19 protein-coding genes are annotated in these 23,891 nt (G+C 68.7%); 10 read left to right on the forward strand and 9 right to left on the reverse strand.

Annotated features, from left to right (window positions below; genetic code table 11):
* The first annotated feature begins 1 nt into the window (after nt 1).
* Both JR064_RS06770 and JR064_RS06775 read left to right on the forward strand, forming a co-directional pair.
* Complete coding sequence (locus JR064_RS06770) at nt 2-1,057, forward strand: NAD-dependent epimerase/dehydratase family protein (RefSeq protein WP_206229208.1); 1,056 nt, start codon at nt 2-4, stop codon at nt 1,055-1,057.
* A gap of 170 nt (nt 1,058-1,227) precedes the next feature.
* Nucleotides 1,228-3,162, forward strand: a complete 1,935-nt coding sequence (locus tag JR064_RS06775) for an alpha/beta hydrolase family protein (RefSeq protein WP_241092890.1) — start codon at nt 1,228-1,230, stop codon at nt 3,160-3,162.
* A 93-nt stretch (nt 3,163-3,255) separates the two neighbouring features.
* Here JR064_RS06775 and JR064_RS06780 read toward each other — a convergent pair whose 3' ends face one another.
* Nucleotides 3,256-3,690 (reverse strand): hypothetical protein, encoded by a 435-nt coding sequence (locus JR064_RS06780; RefSeq protein ID WP_206229210.1) that lies wholly within the window; start codon nt 3,688-3,690, stop codon nt 3,256-3,258.
* Nucleotides 3,691-3,834: 144 nt separating this feature from the next.
* Nucleotides 3,835-5,598, reverse strand: a complete 1,764-nt coding sequence (locus JR064_RS06785) for an oligopeptide:H+ symporter (protein ID WP_206229211.1) — start codon at nt 5,596-5,598, stop codon at nt 3,835-3,837.
* A gap of 547 nt (nt 5,599-6,145) precedes the next feature.
* Here JR064_RS06785 and JR064_RS06790 point away from each other — a divergent pair.
* The 3 genes from JR064_RS06790 to JR064_RS06800 all read left to right on the forward strand — a co-directional run bounded on the left by JR064_RS06790 (nt 6,146) and on the right by JR064_RS06800 (nt 11,776).
* Nucleotides 6,146-8,110, forward strand: coding sequence for an OPT family oligopeptide transporter (locus tag JR064_RS06790; RefSeq protein ID WP_206229212.1), 1,965 nt, complete (start codon nt 6,146-6,148; stop codon nt 8,108-8,110).
* Between the two features lie 199 nt (nt 8,111-8,309).
* Nucleotides 8,310-10,379 carry an alpha/beta hydrolase family protein gene (locus JR064_RS06795; RefSeq protein ID WP_206229213.1) on the forward strand — a complete coding sequence of 690 codons (2,070 nt, stop codon included), beginning with the start codon at nt 8,310-8,312 and terminating at the stop codon, nt 10,377-10,379.
* Between the two features lie 167 nt (nt 10,380-10,546).
* Nucleotides 10,547-11,776 carry a DUF819 family protein gene (locus tag JR064_RS06800; protein ID WP_206229214.1) on the forward strand — a complete coding sequence of 410 codons (1,230 nt, stop codon included), beginning with the start codon at nt 10,547-10,549 and terminating at the stop codon, nt 11,774-11,776.
* A 100-nt stretch (nt 11,777-11,876) separates the two neighbouring features.
* Here the strand turns inward: JR064_RS06800 and JR064_RS06805 are convergent, their stop codons facing one another.
* Entirely contained in the window at nt 11,877-13,073 is a 1,197-nt protein-coding gene (locus JR064_RS06805; protein ID WP_206229215.1) for a Tle-like phospholipase domain-containing protein, read from the reverse strand.
* A gap of 34 nt (nt 13,074-13,107) precedes the next feature.
* Nucleotides 13,108-13,875 carry an ankyrin repeat domain-containing protein gene (locus tag JR064_RS06810; RefSeq protein ID WP_179566100.1) on the reverse strand — a complete coding sequence of 256 codons (768 nt, stop codon included), beginning with the start codon at nt 13,873-13,875 and terminating at the stop codon, nt 13,108-13,110.
* A gap of 291 nt (nt 13,876-14,166) precedes the next feature.
* On the opposite strand from JR064_RS06810, the gene JR064_RS06815 reads away from it, so the two are divergent.
* Nucleotides 14,167-14,853, forward strand: a complete 687-nt coding sequence (locus JR064_RS06815; protein ID WP_206229216.1) for an HAD family hydrolase — start codon at nt 14,167-14,169, stop codon at nt 14,851-14,853.
* A 350-nt stretch (nt 14,854-15,203) separates the two neighbouring features.
* On the opposite strand, the gene JR064_RS06820 is transcribed toward JR064_RS06815, so the two are convergent.
* Both JR064_RS06820 and JR064_RS06825 read right to left on the reverse strand, forming a co-directional pair.
* Nucleotides 15,204-15,428, reverse strand: coding sequence for a YbdD/YjiX family protein (locus JR064_RS06820; RefSeq protein ID WP_064539465.1), 225 nt, complete (start codon nt 15,426-15,428; stop codon nt 15,204-15,206).
* Complete coding sequence (locus JR064_RS06825) at nt 15,428-17,500, reverse strand: carbon starvation CstA family protein (protein WP_191825691.1); 2,073 nt, start codon at nt 17,498-17,500, stop codon at nt 15,428-15,430. The genes JR064_RS06820 and JR064_RS06825 overlap by 1 nt, the downstream gene beginning before the upstream one ends.
* Nucleotides 17,501-17,987: 487 nt before the next feature.
* On the opposite strand from JR064_RS06825, the gene JR064_RS06830 reads away from it, so the two are divergent.
* Nucleotides 17,988-18,848 (forward strand): pirin family protein, encoded by an 861-nt coding sequence (locus JR064_RS06830; RefSeq protein WP_206229217.1) that lies wholly within the window; start codon nt 17,988-17,990, stop codon nt 18,846-18,848.
* 120 nt (nt 18,849-18,968) lie between these two features.
* On the opposite strand, the gene JR064_RS06835 is transcribed toward JR064_RS06830, so the two are convergent.
* The gene (locus JR064_RS06835; protein ID WP_179566093.1) at nt 18,969-19,439 is read right to left on the reverse strand and encodes a hypothetical protein; all 471 of its coding nucleotides are present in this window, start codon (nt 19,437-19,439) and stop codon (nt 18,969-18,971) included.
* Nucleotides 19,440-19,813: 374 nt separating this feature from the next.
* Here JR064_RS06835 and JR064_RS06840 point away from each other — a divergent pair, with 374 nt between their 5' ends.
* Nucleotides 19,814-20,089, forward strand: a complete 276-nt coding sequence (locus tag JR064_RS06840; protein WP_206229218.1) for a hypothetical protein — start codon at nt 19,814-19,816, stop codon at nt 20,087-20,089.
* Between the two features lie 203 nt (nt 20,090-20,292).
* Here JR064_RS06840 and JR064_RS06845 read toward each other — a convergent pair whose 3' ends face one another.
* On the reverse strand, nt 20,293-21,162 hold the full coding sequence (locus tag JR064_RS06845; protein WP_179566089.1) for a pirin family protein: 870 nt from the start codon (nt 21,160-21,162) through the stop codon (nt 20,293-20,295).
* Nucleotides 21,163-21,557: 395 nt separating this feature from the next.
* On the opposite strand from JR064_RS06845, the gene JR064_RS06850 reads away from it, so the two are divergent.
* Nucleotides 21,558-21,905 carry a hypothetical protein gene (locus JR064_RS06850; protein ID WP_206229219.1) on the forward strand — a complete coding sequence of 116 codons (348 nt, stop codon included), beginning with the start codon at nt 21,558-21,560 and terminating at the stop codon, nt 21,903-21,905.
* Between the two features lie 138 nt (nt 21,906-22,043).
* Here JR064_RS06850 and nfi read toward each other — a convergent pair whose 3' ends face one another.
* The gene (nfi, locus tag JR064_RS06855; protein WP_206229220.1) at nt 22,044-22,760 is read right to left on the reverse strand and encodes a deoxyribonuclease V; all 717 of its coding nucleotides are present in this window, start codon (nt 22,758-22,760) and stop codon (nt 22,044-22,046) included.
* A gap of 347 nt (nt 22,761-23,107) precedes the next feature.
* Between nfi and gpmA the strand changes: the two genes are divergently transcribed.
* Complete coding sequence (gene gpmA / locus JR064_RS06860; RefSeq protein ID WP_179566083.1) at nt 23,108-23,857, forward strand: 2,3-diphosphoglycerate-dependent phosphoglycerate mutase; 750 nt, start codon at nt 23,108-23,110, stop codon at nt 23,855-23,857.
* Nucleotides 23,858-23,891: the final 34 nt, after the last annotated feature.

Consider the following 23,891-nt stretch of genomic DNA (forward strand, 5'->3'; position numbering starts at 1 on the left):
CATGGCCACGCTCTGCGACGACGCGACCAGGATGCGCGGGCGGCACCAGGAGTGCGTGCTGGTGACCGACGGTTTCGGCTACCTGGGACGCTGGATCGTCGTCGCGCTGTTGCGCGACGGCTACCGGGTGCGTGCGGCGGTGGCCGATCCGCGCTGGGAAGCGGAGATCCGCGGCGCGATCGCGCTGCACGCGAACGCCGCCGGTCGGTTCGACATCGTCGCCGCCGATGTCCAGTGCGACGCCGGCTGGGAGCGCGCGATTGCCGGTTGCGCGTTCGTGCTGCATAACGCCGCGCCGGTCGTGGCCGACACGCCGCGGCGCACGGAGTTGGCGCAGCGCGCGCAGCAGGCGACGTGGCGCGTGCTGCACGCGGCCGACCGCGCCGGCGTGCAACGCGTGGTGATTACCGCGCCGGCGCTGGCGGCGCTGCCGCCGTGCGGAGCGACGCGCCGTGCCGACGAGAGTTGCTGGACCCGGATGGAGGCGGTGCGGCTGGACGCGCGAACGCAGATGCGGATCCTCGCCGAGCGCGATGCGTGGGCGTTCGTCGAACGCCACCGCAGCCGCATGCAGCTGACCACGCTGCTGGCCGGTTCGGTGCATGGGCCGCTGCTGGGCGCCGACACCCCGGCCTCGGCGCAGCTGCTCGCGTGCCTGCTCAACGGCCGCGTGCGGCGGCTGCCGCGGCTGGGGTTCGACGTGGCCGACGCGCGCGATCTGGCCGCGCTGCACCTGCGCGCGATGCGGCATCCGGACGCCGCCGATCAGCGCTTCCTGGCTGTCGGCGAGCATATGCAGGTCGACGAGATCGTGACCTTGCTGCGCGCGCGTTTCCCGCAATACGCCGCACGCATGCCCACGCGCGTGGCGTCCGGCCTGAGCGCGTGCCTGGACCGGCTGTTCGACACCGGCGTGCAGCGCCTCGCGCCGGAGCTGTGCCGTTGCCGCGACTACGACACGTCCAAGGCGACGCGGGTGCTCGGCTGGTCGCCGCGTCCTGCGCGCGACAGCCTGATCGACGCGGCCAGGAGCCTGATCCTGGCGGGGCAGGTATAGCGTTGCACTCGGCCATTTTCTTGTCATGTCCGGCGGCGACCGCTTCCGCTACGTGCGCGCCGTATTACACTTCGCCCGCAAGCCAAACCAACACATGGATACAGGGGATAGGGATGAGCGGGAGACTGGGGGCAGTCGCGTTGTGCTGTTTGCTGGGGATGGGGATCGGAATGGGGAGCGCGCAGGCGCAGGTGAATCTGGCGCCGTTCCTGATGAAGGAACAGGTCGTCGAGCTGAAGCTGTCGCCGACCGGCGAGTATTACGCGGCCACCGTGCCGCTGGCGGACCGCACCGCGCTGGCGGTGATGCGCCGCTCCGACAACAAGATCGTCGGCAGTTTCTCGATGGAGAAGAACACCCATGTCGCCGGCTTCGAGTGGGTCAACGACACGCGTGTGTTGTTCAGCATGAATATCAAGATCGGGGCGATGGACCTGCCGCGTTCCACCGGCGAGCTGTTCGCGATCAATGCCGACGGCAGTGCGGCCGAACTGTTGGTGGGCCAGCGCGTCACCGGCAGCGGCCCGGGCACGCTGATCCAGACCAAGAAGGTGGAGGATGTCATCGCGGAGTGGGTCGGTCGGTTGCCTGGCGACGACCGCAACGTGGTGATTCAGGTGCGTCCGTTCAGCGTCAACAAGGATCCTTACAGCCGCAGCGAGGTGCTGGACGTGTACAGCGGCCGGCGGCGGCCGCTGGTCGGCTCGCCGAAGGTGCGTGGCGCCGATTTCTACAGCGACGAGCAAGGCAAGGTGCGTTTTGCCTGGGGTTCCGATGCGGACAATGCCAGAAAGCTGTTCTACCGCGATGCGCAAGGCGGCGACTGGCGGCTGCTCAACGACGAGAACCTCAGCCATCATGGCGAAGAGCCGATCGGCTTTTCCGAAGACGGGCGCACCGCGTATCTGCAGGTCGAGCAGGACAAGGGCAGCGACGCGATCGTGGCCTGGAACGTGGACAGCAACGAGCGCAAGGAGGTGGCACGCGATGCCCTGGCCGACCGGTACCGGATCATGTATCGCCACGGCACCCGTATTCCGGTGGGGATCCAAGTGCTGGCCGACAAGCCGCGTAGCCTGTTCTTCGACCCGACTTCCCCTGAGGCCAAGACCCAGCGCTCGCTGGAAGCCGCGTTCCCGGGGCAGGCGGTCTATGTGACGTCCAGCACCCGCGATGGCCGGCTCAACCTGGTGCAGGTGCAGTCCGGGCGCAATCCTGGCGAGTTCTACCTGTTCGACACCGTGGCGAAGAAGGCGGATTTCGCATTCGCCAGCCGTGCCGCGTTGCAGCCGCCGAAGCTGGCCGAGGTGCGGCCGATCGCATTGCAGGCGCGCGACGGCCTGCCGCTGCACGGCTTCGTGACCCTGCCAGCGGCGGCTGCGGCCGGCAAGGTGCCGATGGTGGTGATGCCGCATGGCGGCCCGTTCGGCGTGTTCGACGACGGCCTGTTCGATCAGGACGCGCAGATCCTGGCCAGCGCCGGCTATGCGGTGCTGCAGGTCAACTACCGCGGTTCGGGCAACTACGGACGCGCCTTCCACCTGGCAGGCGGCGGGCAATGGGGCGGTGCGATGCAGGACGACGTGACCGACGCCACGCGTTGGGCGATCGCCCAGGGCATCGCCGATCCTGCGCGCATCTGCATGTACGGTGCCAGCTATGGTGCCTATGCGTCGCTGATGGGCGTGGCCAAGGAACCGGCGCTGTACCGCTGTGCGGCCGGCTATGTCGGCGTCTACGATTTGCCGATGCTGTACGTCAGGGGCGATACCTACCAGCGCGACTCCGATCAGACATTTCTGCGCGAATGGGTGGGATCGAGCGCCGAACTGGCCGCGGTGTCGCCGGTCAATCTCGCCGACAAGATCAAGGTGCCGGTGTTCCTGGCGGCGGGCGGCGAGGACGAACGTGCGCCGATCCAGCATTCGAAGAAGATGGAAGCGGCGCTGAAGAAGGCCGGCGTACCAGTGGAGACGCTGTATGTCCCGACCGAGGGCCACGGCTTCTACACCGAGGAACACCGCCGTGAGTTCTACACCCGGCTGCTGGCGTTCCTGAGCCGCTCGCTGGGCGGTGCACAGGCGGCGCCGGCGCCTGCGCGCTAGTCGTCGCGAGGCTAGCGCTGCCATGCGCAGGCACCCGTAACCGGCGAAGACCGATCCGCGGCCCGACCCCATGGTCGGGCCGCAGGTCGCGCATCACTTCTGACTGGGGTAGCTCAGTGTCACCAGCTGGCACTTGGAGCTCTTGCCGCCATCGTAGTCGTAGATGACGTGCAGGTTGATACCCTTCGAATTGACGATGGGCAGCACGATCTGCCAACGATTGGGCTTGCCTTCCGGTTCCTCGCGCACCTTCTTCCGGATTTCCGATTCCAGGTCCGACGGCGTGTTGATGCCGTCGGCAGGGCCGCGTTCGCGCACGCGGCTGTAGAAATGGAAACCGTTGTCGGTCCACTGCCGCGGCAGCATCTTGTTCCAGGCCGAATTGGTCACCTGTTTCCACTGCTGATCGATGTTGCCGCTCAGCTGAAACGGATACGGGCAGGCGGCCTGCGCCGCCGTGGTGCCCAGGCACAGGGCCAGACAGGCCACTGTCTGCGCGGCGAAAATCTTCCACTTCATGGTCTTCATTGCGGTCCTCCGTTGCGATGCATGTGGTCCATGCGCCCGGCTCGGTGCCCGGCGCCTGCGCAGGCGGTGCCTGCGATCCGCATGACGTGTGCGCGGCCGCGTTGTGAAACGCCGCCACATTGCTGTGCCCGCGCCGGGATCCGCTCAACGCACCCCGTGCATCATCCGCCGCAGCAGCGGCGCGGCCAGGAAGGCCAGCACCGCGCAGCCCACGCCGATCCACAGCATCAGCCAGAACAGGTGCGCGTACTTGGCGGCGGCGTCGGCGACGTTCAGCGCTTCGCCTTCCGGCACGTCGATCGCGGCGAGCTTGCCGAACAGCGCGGCCAGCGCCTCGGAGAATGCCGTGGCCAGGAACCAGGTGCCCATCATCAGGCTGACCACGCGCGGCACTGCGAGTTGGGTCACCGCCGACAGCCCGACCGGCGACAGGCACATCTCGCCGGCTTCCAGCACCAGATAGGCCAGCACCAGCCACCACACGCTGGCCATCTGTCCACTGGCGCCGACCTGCTGCGCGGCCAGCGCCAGCGGCACGAACGACACCCCGGCCAGCAGCAGGCCCATCGCCGACTTGGCAGGCTTGGACGGCTCCAGGCCGCGCCGTTCCAGCCACGCCCACAGCGCGGCGAACAGCGGCGCCAGCAGCACCAGGAACAGCGCCCCCAGGTAGGTCAGCGAACCGGCGGTCTGCGGCAGCACCAGACAGTCGCGGATCAGGAGCAGCAGCATCAGCACGCTGACCGCGACGAACAGCAGGCGTGGCGCGGCCGAGGTCGGGTTGCGGTCGGACAGCGACGCCGCGGCGACGAAGCCCAGCGGCGCCAGCAGCAACGAGGCGATCGACCACGGCAGCGGCGTGCCAGTGCGGATCACCAGCGACGGCACGATGTCCTTGGTCATCAGCCGGTCGGTGAAGGTGACCCAGGAACCGTAGGTCTGCTCGTACAGGGTGAAGTACACCAGCGCCATCGCGATCAGCACCATCAGCGCGATCATCTGCTGGCGCTGCACCGGCGTGCACTGGGTGCCGGTGAACCAGGCGAACCACAGCAGCACGCCGCCGAGCACCACCAGCATCAGCAGCAAGGCCAGCGAGATCTCGCCGCCCAGGCTGAAGGCGCCGTTGGCCGCGGCCCACATCAGCCAGGCGACCGGCAGCACGCCGAGCACCGCGACCAGATAGATCGCCCATTCGCGCGGCAGCCCGGCCACGCGCTGGCGCAGCAGCGCCGGTTGCGCCGGCTCGGCATGGCCGTGCAGGTATTTCTGGCCCCACAGGAACATGCCCAGGCCGAGCAGCATGCCGAGCCCGGCGGCGCCGAAACCGTAGCGCCAGCCGTAGGCTTCGCCAAGGAAGCCGCACACCAGCGAGGCGAACAGCGCGCCGAGGTTGATGCCGGCATAGAACAGCGAGAAGCCGGAGTCGCGGCGCGGATCGTCCTGGGCGTACAGCTTGCCGACGATGGTGGAGATGTTGGGCTTGAGGAAGCCCACACCCATGATGATCAGCGCCAGCGACAGGTAGGTCACGCCCAGCGACGCGGTATCGCGGACCACTTCGCCACCGACCCGCGTGGCGGCGTGGCCTTCGAAGGCCATGCCGACGTGGCCGAGTACCAGCAGGATGCCGCCGAACACCACCGCCTTGCGCATGCCCAGCCAGCGGTCGGCGAGCAGGCCGCCGATCACCGGCACGCAGTACACCAGCCCGCCATAGGCGCCGAGCAGGTCGAGCCCGGCCTTGTCGCCGAACAGGTGGTACTTGGTCAGGTACAGCAGCAGCGCCTTCATCCCGTAGAAGGAGAAGCGCTCCCACATCTCGGTGAAGAAACAGACGTAGACGCCCTTGGGGTGGCCGAGGAAATCGTCGCGCGCGTCGCGGGCGGGGAGGGCGGTGGCGGACACGGCTGGCCTGGGGCGGGAAGGGCAGCGGCGGAGTATAGGCGTGCCGGCGGCGCTTGGCTGAGTCGCCGCAGCGTGGCGATATTTCCTCCTTCGGGACCATGGCTCTTTTGGGGGAGAAGGTGCCCCGCCGGGGCGGATGAGGGTGCGGGCGCAGCCTCATGGGAGCGAAGCAGTGCGAGGCTTCGCCCCGTACCCTCACCCCAACCCCTCTCCCGATGGGAGAGGGGCGATCGCGGTTCCTTCTCCCGCCGGGACCATGGCCCCCTTTTCGGGGGAAGGTGCCCCGTAGGGGGATGAGGGTGCGAGCGCAGCTTCATGGGGGCGAAGCAGTGCGAGGCTTCGCCCCGTACCCTCACCCCAACCCCTCTCTCGATGGGAGAGGGGCTGCCCATCGGCCGCCGGGGCGCCGCTGCATTTGCGAATCCCCAATCCCCAATCCCAAATCCCCGCCTCCCAGGCATGTGCCACAAGCTGGGCGCCGGGATGCTGGACTTGCCCAGCCCCAGACGCTAGCGTGGAAAACGTTTTTGTCGTTTCAGGGGTAACCATGAACAACGCTGCTGCGCCGCGTCAGCTCACTTTCCGCGCGGTCGTGCTGGCGATCGTGCTGGCCGTCGTGCTGTCGGCCGCCAACGCCTACCTGGGGCTGTTCGCCGGCCTGACCATCGCCACCGCGATCCCGGCGGCAGTGGTGTCGATGGGCGTGCTGCGCCTGCTCGGCGGCGGCACCATCCTGGAGAACAACATCGTGCAGACCGGCGCCTCGGCCGGTTCGTCAATCGCGGCGGGGGTGATCTTCACCATCCCGGCGCTGGTGATCATGGGCTACTGGCCGGACTTCAAGTACTGGTGGGTGCTCGGCATCGCCGGCATGGGCGGCCTGCTCGGGGTGCTGTTCTCGGTGCCGCTGCGGCGCTCGATGATCGTCGAGGATCCGCTGCCGTTCCCCGAGGGCAAGGCCGCGGCCGAAGTGCTCAAGGCCGGCGAGAATCCCGGGCCGGGACTGAAGATCCTGGCGCTGTCGGCGACCATCGGCGGACTGGTCAAGCTGGCCGCGGCCAGCGGCCTGAAAGTGATTCCCGACACCTGGGCGCAGGCCACCTACCTGGGCAGCAGCAAGCTGGTCGGCTACGTCGGCACCAACCTGTCGCCGGCGCTGCTCGGGGTCGGCTACATCGTCGGGCTCAACGTCGGCATCGTGGTGCTGTCCGGCTCGATCCTGTCCTGGCACATCGCCATTCCGCTCTACCAGCAGTTCTTCATGGGCTCCGATCCGGCGCTGGCGCAGAGCCTGACCACCGCGCCGGCGGCCGAGGCCGCGTTCGCCATCTGGGCGGCCAAGGTGCGCTACCTGGGCGTGGGCGCGATGCTGATCGGCGGCGTGTGGACGCTGTTCTCGCTGCGCAAGTCGCTGCTGTCCGGGGTCAAGAGCGGCTTCGCCGCCGCGCGCAAGAGCACCGCCGGCACGGTGGTGGCCGAGACCGACCGCGACCTGCCGATGAAGTGGATGCTGGTCGCCTTGCTGCTGTGCACGTTGCCGCTGCTGGGCCTGTACCAGGCGATCGTCGGCCAGTGGCACGTCAGCATCCCGATGACCTTGATCATGATCGTCGCCGGCTTCCTGTTCGTGTCGGTGTCCGGCTACCTGGCCGGGTTGATCGGCTCGTCGAACAATCCGGTGTCGGGCATCACCATCTCCACCATCCTGTTCGCCTCGGCGGTACTGGTGCTGTTGCTCGGGCGCGACTCGCCGATCGGCGCGGTCGCCGCGATCATGATCGGCGCAGTGGTGTGCTGCGCTGCAGCGGTGGGCGGCGACAACCTGCAGGATCTGAAGGCCGGTTACCTGGTCGGCGCCACGCCGTGGAAGCAGCAGCTGATGCTGGCCATCGGCGCATTCTCCTGCGCGCTGATCATGGCCCCGGTGCTGAACCTGTTGGCGCAGGCCTACGGCATCGGCGCGGCGACGCCGGAGCATCCGAACTCGTTGGCCGCGCCGCAGGCGACGCTGATGGCCTCGGTGGCCAAGGGCCTGTTCGGCGGCGAGCTGCCGTGGACGATGATCGCCATCGGCGCCGGCGTCGGCGCGGCGATCATCGCCCTGGACGAATGGCTCAAGCGCACCGGCAAGCGTTTCCGCGTGCCGGTGCTGGCCGCGGCGATCGGCATCTACCTGCCGCTGGAACTGATGGTGCCGATCTTCCTCGGCGGGCTGATCACCTACCTGGTCGAGCGCTTCCACAAGATCCGCGCCGACGACGAGGAAGGCCGCGACCGCGTGCACCGTCCGGGCACGCTGTTCGCCGCCGGCCTGATCACCGGCGAGGCGCTGATGGGCATCGCCATCGCGGTGCCGATCGTGGTCTCCGGCCACGCCGACGTGCTGGCGCTGCCTGCCGGCTTCCATCTCAACCAGTGGTACGGCCTGGTCCTGCTCGCCTTCGTCGGCTGGCTGCTGTACCGCACCGGCAAGAAGGGCGAGCCGACCGCACCGCTGCCGCCGTCGGCGTAAGCATCAGCACCCTCAGCAAGACACGAAGCCCGGCCTGCGCCGGGCTTCGTGTTTGTGGCGATCGCCCACAAGCGCAACCCGCAGTCCGCTCCCGCGAATCCCCAATCCCCAATCCCGGCCCCTCCATGACTTCATGCCTTTGCACCACGTCCACCCGCGCGCCTACCATCGACGTTTTGCCGTGTTCCGGAGACGCCCGATGACCTTGCGCTACGCCTTGCTGCCCCTGTGCCTGCTGACCGCGCTGCCTGCGCTGGCGGCGACCCGCGGTTTCGATGTCCGCGACATGGTGGCGCTGGACCGGGTGTCCTCGCCGCTGCTGACGCCCGACGGCGGCACGGTGATCTTCGCCAAGCGGCAGGTGGACAAGGCCAGCGACAAGGCCAGTACCGGGCTGTGGCTGCGCAATCTGCGCACCCGCGATGCGGCGCCGCCGAAGCGGCTGACCCCGGACGGCTGGAACGTCAATTCGCCGGAACTGTCGGCCGACGGCAAGACCGTGTACTTCCTCAGCGCCAAGTCCGGCCGCCAGCAGCTGTACGCGCTGCCGCTGGCCGGCGGCGCGCCGCGCCAGCTCACCGACTTCGCGCTGGACGTGGACAGCTACCGGGTCGCCCCGCAGGGCGACCGCGTTGCCTTCAGCGCCGGCGTGTTCCAGGACTGCGGTTCCGACCTGGGTTGCACGCAGAAGCGCCTGGACGCGAAGAAGAGCGCCAAGGCCAGCGGCGTGGTGTTCGACCAGTTGTTCGTGCGCCACTGGGACACCTGGAACGATGGCCGCCGCAACAGCCTGTTCGTGGCGCCGCTGCCCGGCGACGCCAAGGCCAAGCCGGTGGTCGGCGCCTCGGCGATCAGCGTGACCCTGGCCGGCGACATTCCGTCCAAGCCGTTCGGCGGCAGCGAGGACTACACCTGGGCGCCGGACGGGCAGTCGCTGGTGGCCAGCGTGCGCGTGGCCGGGCGCGAGGAGCCGTGGTCGACCAACTTCGATCTGTACCGGCTGGATGCGGCGGGCAAGGCCGCGCCGGTCAACCTGACCGCGGCCAACCCGGCCTGGGACGCCGGCCCGGTGTTCTCCGCCGACGGCAAGACCCTGTACTACCGCGCCATGAAGCGCCCCGGTTTCGAAGCCGACCGCTTCGGCCTGATGGCGATGGACGTGGCCAGCGGCAAGACCCGCGAGATCGCGCCGCAGTGGGACCGCTCGGCCGGCGAGATCGTGCCCTCGGCCGACGGCGCCACCGTGTACACCACCGCCGACGACCTCGGCCAGCATCCGCTGTTCGCGGTGGATACCGCCAGCGGCAAGGTGCGCACCGTGGCCGATGGCGGCAGCGTCGGCGCGCCGGTGCTGGCCGGCAGCACGCTCGCGTTCACCCGCAACAGCCTCAAGAGCGGCGACCAGGTGTTCGTCGCCGACGCCGACGGCCAGCATCCGCGCGCGATCACCGCCAGCGCCGGCGAACAGCTGCCGGACGTGGCCTTCGGCGACTACGAGCAGTTCCAGTTCAAGGGCTGGAACGACGAGACCGTGCACGGTTACGTGGTCAAGCCGTACAACTACCAGCCCGGCAAGACCTATCCGGTCGCGTTCCTGATCCACGGCGGCCCGCAGGGCAGCTTCGGCAACGGCTGGAGCAACCGCTGGAATCCGCAGACCTATGCCGGCCAGGGCTACGCCGTGGTGATGATCGATTTCCACGGCTCCACCGGCTACGGCCAGGCGTTCACCGATGCGATCAGCCAGCACTGGGGCGACCGCCCGCTGGAAGACCTGCAGAAGGGCTGGGCTGCGGCGCAGCAGCAGTACAAATTCCTCGATGGCGACAAGGCCTGCGCGCTCGGCGCCAGCTACGGCGGCTACATGGTGTACTGGATGGCCGGCAACTGGAACCAGCCGTGGAAGTGCCTGGTCGACCACGACGGCGTGTTCGACAACCGCACCATGGGCTACGCCACCGAGGAACTGTGGTTCAGCGAGTGGGAGAACGGCGGCACGCCGTGGCAGAACCCGGCCGGCTACGAGAAGTTCAACCCGGTGCTGCACGTGGACAAGTGGAAGGTGCCGATGCTGGTGATCCACGGCCAGCAGGATTTCCGCATCCCGGTGGAGCAGGGCCTGGCCGCGTTCAGCGCGCTGCAGCGCAAGGGCATCGCCTCCAAGTTCCTGTACTTCCCGGACGAAAATCACTGGGTGCTGAAGCCGCAGAACAGCATCCTGTGGCACGACACGGTCAATGGCTGGTTGAAGCAGCATATCGGGCAGTGAGGCCAGGATTCGGGATTCGGGATTTGGACTCGGGACTCGGGACGGGTCGCACGGATGAGTGATCTATTCCATCCGCTGCGTCGATCGATGGTGCGGCGCTCGCGTTCGCGCCGTCCGGCTTTGCTCTTACGAGTCCCGATTCCCCTGTCCCCATTCCCGGCTTCCCAATGATCCACAACGACATCGTCATCTTCGGCCTGATCGCCGCCACGCTCGGGGCGGTGTTCTGGACCGCCGCGCGGCCGCATGGATTCTGGAAGCGCTTCTACAGCGTCGTGCCGGCGCTGCTGCTGTGCTACCTGATTCCCGGCATCTACAACACCGTCGGGTTGATCGACGGGCAGCACAACCGCCTGTACGACCCGGTCGCGCGCGACGTGCTGCTGCCGGCGGCGCTGGTGCTGCTGACGCTCACCGTCGACCTGAAGGGCATCCTGCGCCTGGGGCCGAAGCTGGTGGCGATGTACCTGGGTGCGTCCTTCAGCATCATGCTCGGCGCGGTGGTCGCGTTCCAGCTGATGAAGTGGCTGCATCCGGCCACGGTGGCCGGCGATACCTGGGCCGGCATGGCCGCACTGGCCGGCAGCTGGATCGGCGGCGGCGCCAACATGCTGGCGATGCGCGAAGTGTTCAACGTCGATGCCACCACCTTCGGCCAGTTCGCGGTGGTCGATGTCGGCGTCGGTTACGTGTGGATGGCCTTGCTGATCTTCCTCGCCCCGCGCGCGGCGGCGATCGATGCGCGCAGCGGTGCCGACACCAGCGGCATCGACGACCTGAAACACCGCATCGCGCAGTTCCAGGCGCAGCACGAACGCGTCGCCAGCCTGACCGACCTGATGCTGATCGTCGGCCTCGCGTTCGGTGCGGTCGGCCTGGCGCATGCGATCGCGGTGCCGACCGCGGCGTGGTTCGCGGCCAACGTCGCCTGGGCCAAGCAGTTCAGCCTCGGCGCGCCGTTCGTGTGGGTGGTGGTGCTGTCGACCACGATCGGCCTGCTGCTCAGCTTCACCCGCGCACGCACCCTGGAAGGCGCCGGCGCCTCGCGCATCGGCTCGCTGCTGCTGTATTTCCTGATCGCCTGCATCGGCATGCAGATGGACCTGCTGGCGCTGTTCGACCGCCCGTGGATCTTCCTGCTCGGGCTGATCTGGCTGTGCGTGCACATCCTGCTGTTGCTGGCGCTGGGCAAATTGCTGCGGGTGCCGTTCTTCTATTTCGCGATCGGCTCGCAGAGCAACGTCGGCGGCCCGGCCTCGGCACCGGTGGTGGCGGCCGCGTTCCATCCGGCGCTGGCGCCGGTCGGCGTGCTGCTGGGCACGATGGGCTATGCCACCGGCACCTACCTGGCATACCTGGTCGGGATCACCTTGCGCGCGATGGCGGGGGCGCCGTAGCGCATCGGCATGACCCTGTAGGAGCGGCTTCAGCCGCGACGGGCTTTACCGATGCGTTCTGTCGCGGCTGAAGCCGCTCCTACAGGGGATTTGCGGCGGCCTACTGCTGCAGCGCGACCCGGCGCTGCTGCTCTTCCTGCTGCGGCACGTTCGCCTGCAGATTCTGTTGCTGCAGCTGGCCGACGTTGGCCTGCGCCGGTTCGCTGGCCGCCGCCGCGGTCTGCACCTGGCTGCGCAGATGCGCCGGGTCGTCGGCGCGGCCCTGCACCGCGAACAGGCGGTCGCCGTCGCGGCTGGGCACCAGCTGGTCGATCTGTTTGAGGCCGTCCTGTCCGGCACGCGCGGCGACGCTGGCGGCGGTGTTGAGGAACTGCGCGTCGTCGCGCAGGCCGAGTCGCTCGCGCTGCCCGTCCAGTTGCACCACCGCGTCGTTGAACAGGCGGCTGCCGGTGGGCAGCGCACGTTCCTGGGTCTGCGCGTGGCTCTGCGATTCCAGTTCCTGCGCCTTGATCACCGAATCGATGCCGTGCAGGTCCAGCCGATGCTTGAGCATCATCCCCGGCACCAGGCGCTGGCCGAACGACAGCGGATCCGGGTCCGGCAACTGGATCTGGTGGCCCGCGGCGTCGGGCATCGCCCATTTCAGCGGGATGCTGTCTTCCTGCAGGTGGGTCAGCAGTTCGTTCTTGACGTGGTAGCCGCGGATCAATCCATCGGCGGCGTAGTCCTTGGCCGCGGACGCGTCCAGGCCTTCGCGCTCCAGGGTGCGGTCGTTGACCCCGGCGGCGTTGTAGGTGACCGCCGGCACGTCGTTGACCATCGCCGAGGCCGCGGCCAGGCCGCCGCCGAGCGAATGCCCGGAGATCATCAGGTCCTGGCCGAACGCCTGCTTGGCCTGGCTGCCGAGCTGGATCGCCGAGGCGTATTGCGCGTCGGCGAAGCCCAGGCCCTGGCCGATGTTGTGCTTCCAGTCCTTGCCTTCGTCGGTGCCGCAGAACGCCAGCACCACGTTGCCCTGTTCGTTGCGGTAGAACGCGGCATCGAAGCCGCTCTTGGCATCGTGCAGCATGCCCGGATCGATGCCGGCGCGCTGCACGGCGCCATCGTCTAGGCGGGTCCAGCCGTCGGGCAGCGCCGCGAAGCTTTCCGCGCCGCCGGCGCGGCGCTGGGCGGCCGTGCCGTAGAGATCCTGCAGCAAGGTGGGAAGTTGCGTGTCCACCGCCTGCGGCTGCTGGCCGCGAACGGCTTCGGCGAACGGGGCGGACGCGTCGGTATTGGAAAGATCGTTCTGGCTCATGCGCGGCTCCTTGCGTGTGCTGCGAACAGCCGCCTCAGCGGCCCGCTTCCAGGGGGATGTCGTGGGCGCTCAACCAGTCGCGTACCGCGGCGCGGGTCTGCTGCGCGGTGCTGTTGAGCAGGCGCTCGGGCGTGGTGAAGAAATACGCCTGGAAGGTCTTCTGCTGCGCGTTGCGCAGGCCCGGATCGACCCCGGCCTGCAGCAGTTTCAGCACCCAGGGGTTGCCGGCGCTGCTCTGCGCGGCCAGGTGCAGCAGCGAGTTGCCGCTGGCATCGACCCGGTGCGGATCGGCGCCGGCCTGCAGCAGCAGCTGGATCTGTTCGTCGCGCTTGCTCTGCAGCGCGCGGAACAGCGGCGTCCAGTTGCCGCGCGCGCTGACCGGATCCACCGGCGCGCCATGCTGCAGCAGGATCTTCAGGTATTGCGGGTCCTTGGCCATCGCGGCCATGTGCACCACGGTTTCCTGGTCCATGCCCGGTTCGGCCGGATTCGCGCCAGCGTCCAGCAAGGCACTGAGCGCGCGCGGCTGTTCGTTCCAGATCGCGTATTCGAGCAGGGTGACGTTCTGGTCGCCGTGCGCGGACAGGTCCACGCCGGGCGCCAGTGCGGCGATGCGCGCCGCGTCGCCGCGCGCGACGGCGGCGGCGATGTCGGCGAGGTGGGGATCGCGGAACGCGACCGAGTGATCCTGCAGCGTGGCTGACATGGCAGAGTGCTCCTTGGCGCCGGGCGGGGCGGCGCATGAGACCGAGATGGACATCGAGGTCGCAAGCGCGATCAGGACGGGGAACTGCTTGCGCATGGAGGGCTCCTTTTCCTGTTCGCGTTCCTGTTGCCGGTGGCGACGTTCCTTGCCACCGTGACCGATGCTAGCAGCTGTCCGGCGCCGGTTCGGTAAGGTTTTGTTACAGCGCTGGCGCGATCTGCATGGGCGTGGCATGCGCGGTGGAGCGCCGATCGACCCGGACGCATGTTTGCGCCGGGGGCGGAGAATGGCCCGATTGCGGCGCAATGCACCCGCCGGCGCTGCCGCACGCAGGTGGCGTACATGCGCAACTTGGCATAATGCGGGTTTTCCGCCGAGGCCCTTGCGATGACCGCGACCCCCTTCGACCTGCTGATCAGCGATTGCGACGGCGTGCTCGTCGACAGCGAGGTGCTGGCCGACCGGGTCATGTTCGACGCGCTGGGCGCCTACGTGCCGCGGGCCGAGCTGGAGGCCTACCTCGCCGGCAGTTTCGGCCAGACCGCGCACGAGATCGTGGAGCGGGTGCAGCGGCATTTCGCGGTGACCCTGCCGCCGGGCCTGTTCGAGGAAATCCGGGAACGTTCGGAAGCGTTGATCGCCGCCGAGGTGCAACCGATCGACGGCGTCCGCGAGGCGCTGCTGGCGTTGCCGCTGCCGCTGGCGGTCGCCTCCAACAGCCTGCGCCACAGCGTGGTGGCGTCGGTGGCGCGTGCCGGGCTGACCGAGCGGGTGAACGGCCACATCTTCAGCGCCGACATGGTGGCGCGGCCGAAGCCGGCGCCGGACGTCTACCTGCTGGCGGCGCACACCCTGGGCGCGGCGCCGCCGCGGTGCCTGGTGATCGAGGACAGCGTCACCGGCGCCAGCGCGGCGCTGGCCGCGGGCATGACCGTGATCGGTTTCACCGGCGCAGCGCACATCCCGCCAGGCCACGCCGACACCCTGCGTCACCTCGGCGTGGCGGCGGTGATGGAGCACATGCGGCAGTTGCCGCAGGTCTACGCCGAACTGGTGCGCGCGGCGGCGGCGTAGTGTCGATCGAGAGGCCGCGCTGCCGGGTGGCGGCGACGCACAAACGCGGAGTCGGGGCTGTCCGCTCGCTGTGGCCTTGCCGCGGAGCGTGGCGGACGGAGTAGAGCGTCTCCGGACAGCATCATGCCATCCGTTGTGTGTGTCTTCTCCGGGCTGCCTGTCGCGGCTGAAGCCGCTCCTACACGGGGCGGCGCGTGTTCAAAGCAGGTCGAAGTGCGCGCTTACGCATCGAAGCGTCATGGCTTGCTTTCCGCAGCCGCGATGCCCTCGGGCACCGCGCTCCCGCCGTTGCCAATCCCGGCTTTCCACAGCCGAATGGCTGGTCATCCCCAATCCCGAATCCCGGCACCTCAACAACAACGAAACCCGCTCTTGCCGCCATAGCGCGCTTCCTGGCGCTCGCGGAAGAAGGTCTTGTAGTCCATCGGTTGCCGGTCGGGATGTTTCTCCAGCACGTGGCGCACGTAGTTGTCGTAGTCGGGGATGCCGCAGCACAGCCGCGCGGTCTGCACCAGGCGCCGCCACAGCCGGCGGTGCGCCTGGTATTGCCCGACCGGAACCAGGTCGTTGCTCATCACACGTCCGCCATCTGGTGCGGCTGCAGCGCCACGTACGCGGTTTCCTTGTCGCTGCGCTGCGGGTTGCGGCGCGCGGCGAGGATGGTCTTGACCGAGTAGATCAGGATCGAGAACACCACGAACAGGAACAGCGCGGTCAGCCCGGTGTTGACGTAGGCGTTGGTGACGATCTGCTGCATCTGCGGCACCGTCTTGGCCGGTGCGGTGATGGTGCCGCTGGCGATCGCCTCCTGGAACTTGTGCGCCTGCGCCAGGAAGCCCTGCGCCGGGTTGGGGTCGAAGATCTTGATCAGCCCGGCGTAGGTGGTGCAGATCAGCAGCCACAGCGCCGGCACGATGGTGACCCAGGCGTAGCGGTCGCGCTTCATCTTGAACAGCACCACCGTGCCCAGCATCAGCGCGATGCCGGCGAGCATCTGGTTGGAGATGCCGAACAGCGGCCACAGCGTGCGGATGCCGCCGTACGGATCCTTGACCCCGGTGTAGAGCAGGTAGCCCCACAGCGCCACGCAGCCGCCGGTGGCGACGATGTTGGCGCCCCACGATTCGGTCCGCTTCAGCGCCGGCACGAAGTTGCCGAGCAGGTCCTGCAGCATGAAGCGCCCGGCGCGGGTGCCGGCGTCGACCGCGGTGAGGATGAACAGCGCCTCGAACAGGATCGCGAAGTGGTACCAGAACGCCATCATGTCCTCGCCCGGCAACAGCTGGTGCAGGATCTGCGCGATGCCCACCGCCAGGGTCGGCGCGCCGCCGGCGCGGGCCAGGATGGTGGTCTCGCCGATGTCGCGGGCAGTGGCTTCGAGCACTTCAGGAGTGATCGCGAAACCCCATTCGCTGACCTTGGCCGCGACCGCGACGACGTCGCTGCCGACCATCGAGGCCGGCGCGTTCATCGCGAAATACACGCCCGGCTCGATGATCGAGGCGGCGACCAGCGCCATCACCGCGACGAACGATTCCATCAGCATGCCGCCGTAGCCGATGTAGCGCATGTGGCCTTCGTTGGCGAGCAGCTTGGGGGTGGTGCCGGAGGAGATCAGCGCATGGAAGCCGGACACCGCGCCGCAGGCGATGGTGATGAACAGGAACGGGAAGATGCCGCCGGTCCACACCGGGCCCATGCCGTTGTGCGCGTACTGGGTCAGCGCCGGCATCTTCAGGTCGGGCATGACCACCAGGATGCCGATGGCCAGGGCGATGATGGTGCCGATCTTGAGGAAGGTGGACAGGTAGTCGCGCGGCGCCAGCAGCAGCCACACCGGCAGCACCGAGGCGACGAAGCCGTAGCCGATCAGCATCCAGGTGATCTGCACGTCGGTGAAGGTGAAGGCCGGGCCCCAGGTCGGATCGGCGGCGACCTTGCCGCCGAACCAGATCGCGGCCAGCAGCAGGATCAGCCCCACCACCGAGATCTCGCCGATCTTGCCGGGGCGGATGTAGCGCATGTACACGCCCATCATGATCGCGATCGGCATCGTCGCGATCACCGTGAACATGCCCCAGGGACTCTCCGCCAGCGCCTTGACCACCACCATCGCCAGCACCGCCAGGATGATGATCATGATCAGGAACGCGCCGAACAGGGCGATGGTGCCGGGCACCTGGCCCATCTCCTCGCGCACCAGGTCGCCGAGCGAGCGGCCGTTGCGGCGGCTGGACAGGAACAGCACCACGAAGTCCTGCACCGCGCCGGCGAACACCACGCCGACCACCAGCCACAGCAGGCCGGGCAGGTAGCCCATCTGCGCGGCGAGCACCGGGCCGACCAGCGGTCCGGCGCCGGCGATGGCGGCGAAGTGGTGGCCGAACAGCACGTGCTTGTTGGTCGGCACGTAGTCCAGGCCGTCGTTGTTGAGCACGGCGGGCGTGGCCCGGGTGGGGTCCAGCTGCATCACCTTGGTGGCGATGAACAGGCTGTAGAAGCGATACGCGATCAGGTAGATCGAGACCGCGGCGACCACGATCCACAGCGCGTTGATGTGTTCGCCGCGGCGCAGGGCGATGGTGCCCAGGCAGAACGCCGCCAGCACCGCGAGCGCGGCCCAGGCCAGTTTGGAAAACCCTTTCATGCAGATCGCTCCCCCACAAGATTCCCGCAAGGGTCGCCCCGATGGCCTGGGGGGTCAATGCCGGGACAGGCGATGGCCCTAGTACTTTGGTCGTAGTCGGCGCCGTATTCGACGATCGCGCGGGTCGCGGGGACGCATGCCAGGCCGTGGCGGTGGGGAGGCGGTGGGTCGAGACGGACTTTGCCTGATCGCTAGGCATCGCGCGGAGCATCGGGTGCAAGAGCGCGGCTGCGGGATCGGCGGGCTTGGCTGCAGTCGGGACTGAAGTCCCTCCCACAAGAGCGGTTATGGCCGGCACGCGCACCGGCATCGGCATCGACATCCGCATCGCGCCCAAACGCGCCACGCCGACACTTCCGGTGCAGCCGGTGCACCCGGCGCACGGCCGGCCGGCGCCCCTGCGATGGAACGATGGGTTGCGCCGATCGCGATTGGCCGCCGGCGGCGGCGCGCCCATATACGGTGCTTCACCAGGAGATCGCCCGCCATGACCGACACCCTCACCGCCGCGCCCGCGCGCATCGCGCGCACCATCCGTGGCCGCGCCACCGCCGACGGCGACGGGGTCAGGCTGACCCGCGTCATCGGCGGCGGCGAACTGCCCGAGCTGGACCCGTTCCTGCTGCTCGACGAATTCGGCACCGACCGCGCCGAGGCCTACATCGGCGGTTTCCCCAGCCATCCGCACCGCGGCTTCGAGACCGTCACCTACATGCTCGACGGGCGCATGCGGTACAAGGACAACCACGGCAACGAAGGCCTGCTGACCCCGGGCAGCGTGCAGTGGATGACCGCCGGCCGCGGCCTGGTGCATTCGGAGATGCCGGAGCAGGAGTCCGGGCGCATGCGCGGCTTCCAGCTGTGGGTGAACCTGCCGGCGCGCGACAAGATGACCGCGCCGCGCTACCAGGAATTCGCGCCCGAGCGCATCCCGCTGGCGCAGCCGGCGCCGGGAGTGACGGTCAAGGTGATCGCCGGGCAGGTCGGCGACGTGCACGGGCCGATCGCGCAGCCAGCCACCGATCCGCTGTATCTGGACATCGCGCTGGACGCCGACGCGCGCTGGGACCACCTGTTGCCGGCCGGGCACAACGCGTTCGCCTACGCCTACGAGGGCGCCGCGATGCTGGGCGAGGGCGAGGCCGCGCGCGAGCTGCCGGCGCAGACCCTGGCCGTGCTCGGCGGCGGCGACCTGCTGCAGTTGCGGGCAGGCGCGGCGGGCGCGCGGCTGATCCTGGTCGCCGGCCGGCCGTTGCGCGAGCCGGTGGCGCGGCACGGGCCGTTCGTGATGAACACGCGCGAAGAACTGATGCAGGCCTTCGTCGATTTCCAGGAAGGGCGGTTCTAGCGGCCTGGGGTGGCGATCGACACGCCATGAAACCCTGTAGGAGCGGCTTCAGCCGCGACAGGTTCTACCCGGAGGGAATCTGTCGCGGCTGAAGCCGCTCCTACAAAGGTGTCGGCAGGTTCAGCGATCCAGCGCCACGCTGGTCGGACGCATGTCCAGTCCCTGCACCAGCGACTGCAGCGATTGCAGCTCCTGCACGTCGCCGGCATCGATCCAGACCTGGGCGTAGTGGTCCTTGCCCAGCTCGACCACGGTGACCCGGCGCGAGGCCAGGCCCGGCGCATCGACTCCGCCCAGATCCGGCCGGTACCAATGCACGCTCTCGCCGGCGATGCTGCCTTTCTCTTCGCGCAGGTTGCGCGCCAGCGGGATGTTCGGGTCGCGCGAGGTCAGCATCATGCCAAGCACCTGGCGGCCGTCGGCGGCCGTCGCGCGGCACACGATGAAGCCCTTGTCGCTACGCTCGCTCCACTGCAGGTTGGACTGCGGCGGCAGTTGCGGACAGTTCTGCGCCTGTTGCGCCATGGCCGTGGCCGCCGCCAGCACGGCAGGCAGGACCGACAGGCCGGTGAGCCAGTTTGCAACCCTCATTCGCGATGTCCCCATGCACCGCCGCGTTGCGACGGTATCGATCTTCAGCGCACGCCGACGCAGGCGCACGGCACGTCACCCTCATTCCTTTGCGGGATCCGCGTGCAGTGCATACCCCTACGCAATGCGTGTCCCGGTGTGCGGCCGCCATTTCCCCGCCGCTGCCCGAACCATAGCCCAGCGAGCGGCACTTGACAATTGGAATGCGGGTCGAAAACCTGCGAGCCGGCACCGGCGTGGGGCGGCGCTCGCCTGAATGCAGTCAGTGGGCGGTGGCCGCTGCGGCGCCCGTGCCGCGTTGAAGCAGGGGATGCCGCCGCGCCAGCAGGCGCATTGCGGTGTCGTCCTTCCATCCCTGTAAAGGAGTACAGCCCATGCCCAGCATCGATCCGCGCAGATTCGTCATCGTCGCCAGCTACCTGTCGCCCGGCGTCGCCGTCGGTGGCGGCGGTTTCGTCATCGTCGGCGGCAAGGTGATCAAGGTGCCGCCCAAGGGCCTGCGCCAGCTGCAGGCGGTCTACACCCTGCTCGAGGCCAGCGACGGCGTAAGCAACAAGGCCCTGGCGCAACAGCTGCAGCAGCTTGCGGTGGACTTGGTCGACGACGCGGTGCCGGCAAAGGGCCGCGTGGCGGCCGCTGCGGCGCGCTAGCGCGTTTCGCGATCCGCTTTGACGCAGTGGGAAAGCGACTCCGGGTGGCCTCGCTCATCGGTCGTGACGGGCCTGACCGATGGTGCCCGCGGCGACGGGCGACACCAGGCCGCCCGGCGTCGCTCCCTCGGGTCGCGGCGTCCTGGTCGACATGCCGCGATGCGCGGCGCCGCGCCCGAATCACGCCGATCGCGCCGGCCGCCTTACTTGCCCGGTTCGGGCAGCGGGATGAATTCCTGGTCGTCGCCGGGGATCAGCCCGAAGCGGCCCTCGCGCCAGTCCCGCTTGGCCTGCTCGATGCGCTCGGTGGAGCTGGACACGAAGTTCCACCACAGGTGGCGCGGCCCGTCCAGCGGCTCGCCGCCCATCAGCATCGCCTTCAGCGGGGTCTTGGCGCGCAAGCGTCCGCGCGCGCCGGCTTCGGGCAGCACCAGGTAGCGCGCGGGGATGTCCACGCCGTCCAGCTGCGCCTCGCCTTCCAGCACGTACAGCGAGCGCTGCACGTGGCCCGTGTCCAGGTCGATCTCCGCGTCCGCGTCCAGGTCCAGCGCCACGTTGAGCGTGTCGGCGAACACCTTGACCGGCGATTCCTCGCCGTAGGCGCGGCCGGCGATCACCCGCAGCCACACCCCGTCGCGGCGCTGCTGCGGCAGGCTGGCGGCGGCATGGTGGTAGAACGCCGGCGCGGTTTCCTCGGCCGATTTCGGCAGCGCCACCCAGGTCTGCATGCCGTGCAGCGGATGCGGCTGCGCGCGCAGCGACGTAGGCGTGCGCTCGGAATGGGCGATGCCGCGGCCGGCGGTCATCCAGTTGACGTCGCCGGCGCGGATCACCTGGTCCGAGCCGAGCGTGTCGCGGTGGCCGATCTCGCCGGACCACAGGAAGGTCACCGTGGCCAGGCCGATATGCGGATGCGGGCGCACGTCCACGCCGTGGCCGGGTTCGAAGATCGCCGGACCCATGTGGTCGATGAACACGAACGGGCCGACGCTGCGCGCCTGCAGGCTGGGCACCGAACGGCGCACTTCGAAACCGCCGATGTCGTGGACGCGGGGAGCGATCAGGGTGGGCATGCGCGGCCTCGCGGACGTGGGAACAAGGGGGACGAGCTTCGCATGCGCGATGGCCGAAGTGGGAGCGTTGCGGCAAGACGGACTGTCCCGGGCCGCAGTGTTTACTGTGTCGCATGGGGCGAGTCCTCCCAAGGCTGGGTCGGCGTTGCGCCGCGATTGGCATGCGTGTTCGGCATGCCAGACTAGCGAAATCGCATAGTGCTGAAGGGCGCGCGTTTTTTGTCTGCAAATTTGTAACTTTGGGTGATGTTATCGACGGCGAACCGGAATAATCGGGCGCTGCCGGCCGGGGCCGTCCCGGCCTGCAGCGTTGCAGCGCGCTCGCTGCATTCCTCCCCCAACTCGAGAGCATCCTGATGATCCGTTCGTCGAAATCCAGCAATACCGTCACCGCCGTGCTGTCGATCGCGATGGCGCTGGCGGCGTTTGCCGCCGTGCCGGCACAGGCGCAAAGCGCCGACATCAATGTCCCCACCGTGATCATCAACAACCTGTGGAACGCCAAGGCGTTGCTGGTGGCGGGCGGGCAGGGCGGCGGATGCTATCCGGTCAACAACGGCGGCCGCGTCGCCGGCCCGACGCTGCGTACCAATATTCGTTACACCGCGATCGGCATGAGCTCGGCCAATTGCGCCGGCGGAACCGGCCTGGCCAGCGTTAACCTGCAGTTCTTCGCGCGCCCGCGCCCGGCCGGCATGTACATCCAGATCGTCAACGGCGGGATCAACATCGGCAACCGGTAGTCGCCAGCGATGCCCACCGCCGGCCATGCGCGATCGACGCGTGGCCGGCGGCATCGCATCGCGCTGCTGCAGGCCGTGCTTGCCGCCGCCGCGCACCGCGCAGGCGGCACCCGACGCATCGATGCGTAGCGGCTGGATTCAGAACAACTGCCCGCTCTCGGCCGCCTGCATCGTGACCTCGCCGCGGCGCGAGGCCAGCCGGTCGGCCAGGCGGGTCGGCTCCGGCAGCCGGTAGCCGCGCAGGTAGCGTTGGGTCCAGTCCAGCGCGCTGTCCACCGCGACGCGGTGGCCGGGCGAGACGATCAGCGGATTGCAGCGCGGCTTGCTGCGCAGCGCCCAGCCGACGGTGTCGCCGCGGTGCACGATGGGGCTGCGGTCGCCGGCCTGCGGCCCGGGTTCGTCGTGGCGCCCGGCCAGCAGTTTCTTGGCCACGCCGATGCTGGGCAGGCCGGTGACCACGCCGAAGTGCGCGGCGATGCCGAGCCGGCGCGGATGGGCGATGCCCTGGCCGTCGACGAACACCAGGTCCGGACGCTGCCGCAACAGGGCCAGCGCGGCCAGCAGCGCCGGCAGTTCGCGGAAGCTCAGCAGTCCCGGCACGTAGGGCATCGAGGTCGGCACGCGGGCGATCTCGGCCTGCTGCGGCTGCAGGGTGTCGGCGTCGATGAGCACGGCGGCGGCGCGGGTAATGCGGCCCTCGTCCTCGAAGCCGACGTCGAATCCGGCCAGCCAGCGCGGCGGGTCCGGCACTTCGTCGTGCAGCCGCACCTGCTTGGCCAGCGTGGCCTGCAACGCCCGCGCCTGCACGATGCTGCCGTCCCAGTCGCCGAAGACCTTGTGCGAAGAAGTATCCATTTGCGAATGATCGCGCCGCATTCGTGGCCGTGGCGTGGAGGAGCTGGGAATGGGGAAACGGGAATGGGGAATCGTCGAAGCATGCTCCTGATCGATGTCTGGCGACGAGAGGTCGCGGTCTCGACGAGAGGGGGACGGTCGTCGGCGCCGATCCGCTTGCGTTCCAGCGCAGCGTCAGCCCGGCGTGCCCTTTGTAGGAGCGGCTTCAGCCGCGACAGATCGCCAGACGGCAAAGCGCGCCGGAACGCCAAGCCGTTTCCATTCCCCATTCCCGACTCCCCATTCCCAGCCACCGGCTACAATCCAGGGCCGCACGACCCACGCATCCCCCAACGGAGACCGTCGCAGTGACCCGCAAACTCGTACTGTTGCGCCATGGCCAGAGCCAGTGGAACCTGGATAACCGCTTCACCGGCTGGGTGGACGTGGATCTCACCGAGCAAGGCCGCCAGGAAGCCGCCGCCGCCGGTCGCCTGCTGCGCGAGGAGGGGCTGCAGTTCGACGTGGCGCACACCTCGGTGCTCAAGCGCGCCATCCACACCCTGCAGGGCGCGCTGAAGGAACTGGACCAGGACTGGCTGCCGGTACACAAGAGCTGGCGCCTCAACGAACGCCACTACGGCGGCCTGCAGGGCCTGGACAAGGCCGAGACCGCGGCCAAGCACGGCGAGGAACAGGTCAAGATCTGGCGCCGTTCCTACGACATCCCGCCGCCGCCGATGGAGGCCGACGATCCGGGCCATCCGCTGCACGACCGCCGCTACGCCACGCTCGACCGCAACGCGTTGCCGGCCACCGAGTCGCTGGCGACCACGCTCGAGCGCGTGCTGCCGTACTGGCACGACGCGATCGCGCCGCAGCTGAAGGCCGGGCAGACCGTGCTGGTCACCGCGCACGGCAACTCGTTGCGCGCGCTGTACAAGTATTTGAACGGCGTCTCGCGCGAAGAAATCCTGGAACTCAACATCCCCACCGGCATTCCGCTGCTGTTCGAGCTGGACGACGAGTTGAAGGTGCAGTCCTACCGCTATCTCGGCGATCCGGAAGCGGCGAAGAAGGCGGCCGAAGCGGTGGCCAACCAGGGCAAGGCGAAGTAACACCCGCGCGGCACGCGCCGCATCAAGGAGGATG

The organism is Xanthomonas bonasiae, assembly GCF_017163705.1.
Taxonomy (GTDB): Bacteria; Pseudomonadota; Gammaproteobacteria; order Xanthomonadales; family Xanthomonadaceae; genus Xanthomonas_A; species Xanthomonas_A bonasiae.

What these genes read in the sequence shown, in the direction of transcription:
- JR064_RS06770 (WP_206229208.1), top strand. Translation starts at nt 2, where the DNA reads ATGGCCACGCTCTGCGACGACGCGACCAGGATGCGCGGGCGGCACCAG.
- JR064_RS06775 (WP_241092890.1), top strand. Translation starts at nt 1,228, where the DNA reads ATGGGGAGCGCGCAGGCGCAGGTGAATCTGGCGCCGTTCCTGATGAAG.
- JR064_RS06780 (WP_206229210.1), bottom strand. Translation starts at nt 3,690, where the DNA reads ATGAAGACCATGAAGTGGAAGATTTTCGCCGCGCAGACAGTGGCCTGT.
- JR064_RS06790 (WP_206229212.1), top strand. Translation starts at nt 6,146, where the DNA reads ATGAACAACGCTGCTGCGCCGCGTCAGCTCACTTTCCGCGCGGTCGTG.
- JR064_RS06795 (WP_206229213.1), top strand. Translation starts at nt 8,310, where the DNA reads ATGACCTTGCGCTACGCCTTGCTGCCCCTGTGCCTGCTGACCGCGCTG.
- JR064_RS06800 (WP_206229214.1), top strand. Translation starts at nt 10,547, where the DNA reads ATGATCCACAACGACATCGTCATCTTCGGCCTGATCGCCGCCACGCTC.
- JR064_RS06805 (WP_206229215.1), bottom strand. Translation starts at nt 13,073, where the DNA reads ATGAGCCAGAACGATCTTTCCAATACCGACGCGTCCGCCCCGTTCGCC.
- JR064_RS06810 (WP_179566100.1), bottom strand. Translation starts at nt 13,875, where the DNA reads ATGCGCAAGCAGTTCCCCGTCCTGATCGCGCTTGCGACCTCGATGTCC.
- JR064_RS06815 (WP_206229216.1), top strand. Translation starts at nt 14,167, where the DNA reads ATGACCGCGACCCCCTTCGACCTGCTGATCAGCGATTGCGACGGCGTG.
- JR064_RS06820 (WP_064539465.1), bottom strand. Translation starts at nt 15,428, where the DNA reads ATGAGCAACGACCTGGTTCCGGTCGGGCAATACCAGGCGCACCGCCGG.
- JR064_RS06825 (WP_191825691.1), bottom strand. Translation starts at nt 17,500, where the DNA reads ATGAAAGGGTTTTCCAAACTGGCCTGGGCCGCGCTCGCGGTGCTGGCG.
- JR064_RS06830 (WP_206229217.1), top strand. Translation starts at nt 17,988, where the DNA reads ATGACCGACACCCTCACCGCCGCGCCCGCGCGCATCGCGCGCACCATC.
- JR064_RS06835 (WP_179566093.1), bottom strand. Translation starts at nt 19,439, where the DNA reads ATGAGGGTTGCAAACTGGCTCACCGGCCTGTCGGTCCTGCCTGCCGTG.
- JR064_RS06840 (WP_206229218.1), top strand. Translation starts at nt 19,814, where the DNA reads ATGCCCAGCATCGATCCGCGCAGATTCGTCATCGTCGCCAGCTACCTG.
- JR064_RS06845 (WP_179566089.1), bottom strand. Translation starts at nt 21,162, where the DNA reads ATGCCCACCCTGATCGCTCCCCGCGTCCACGACATCGGCGGTTTCGAA.
- nfi (WP_206229220.1), bottom strand. Translation starts at nt 22,760, where the DNA reads ATGGATACTTCTTCGCACAAGGTCTTCGGCGACTGGGACGGCAGCATC.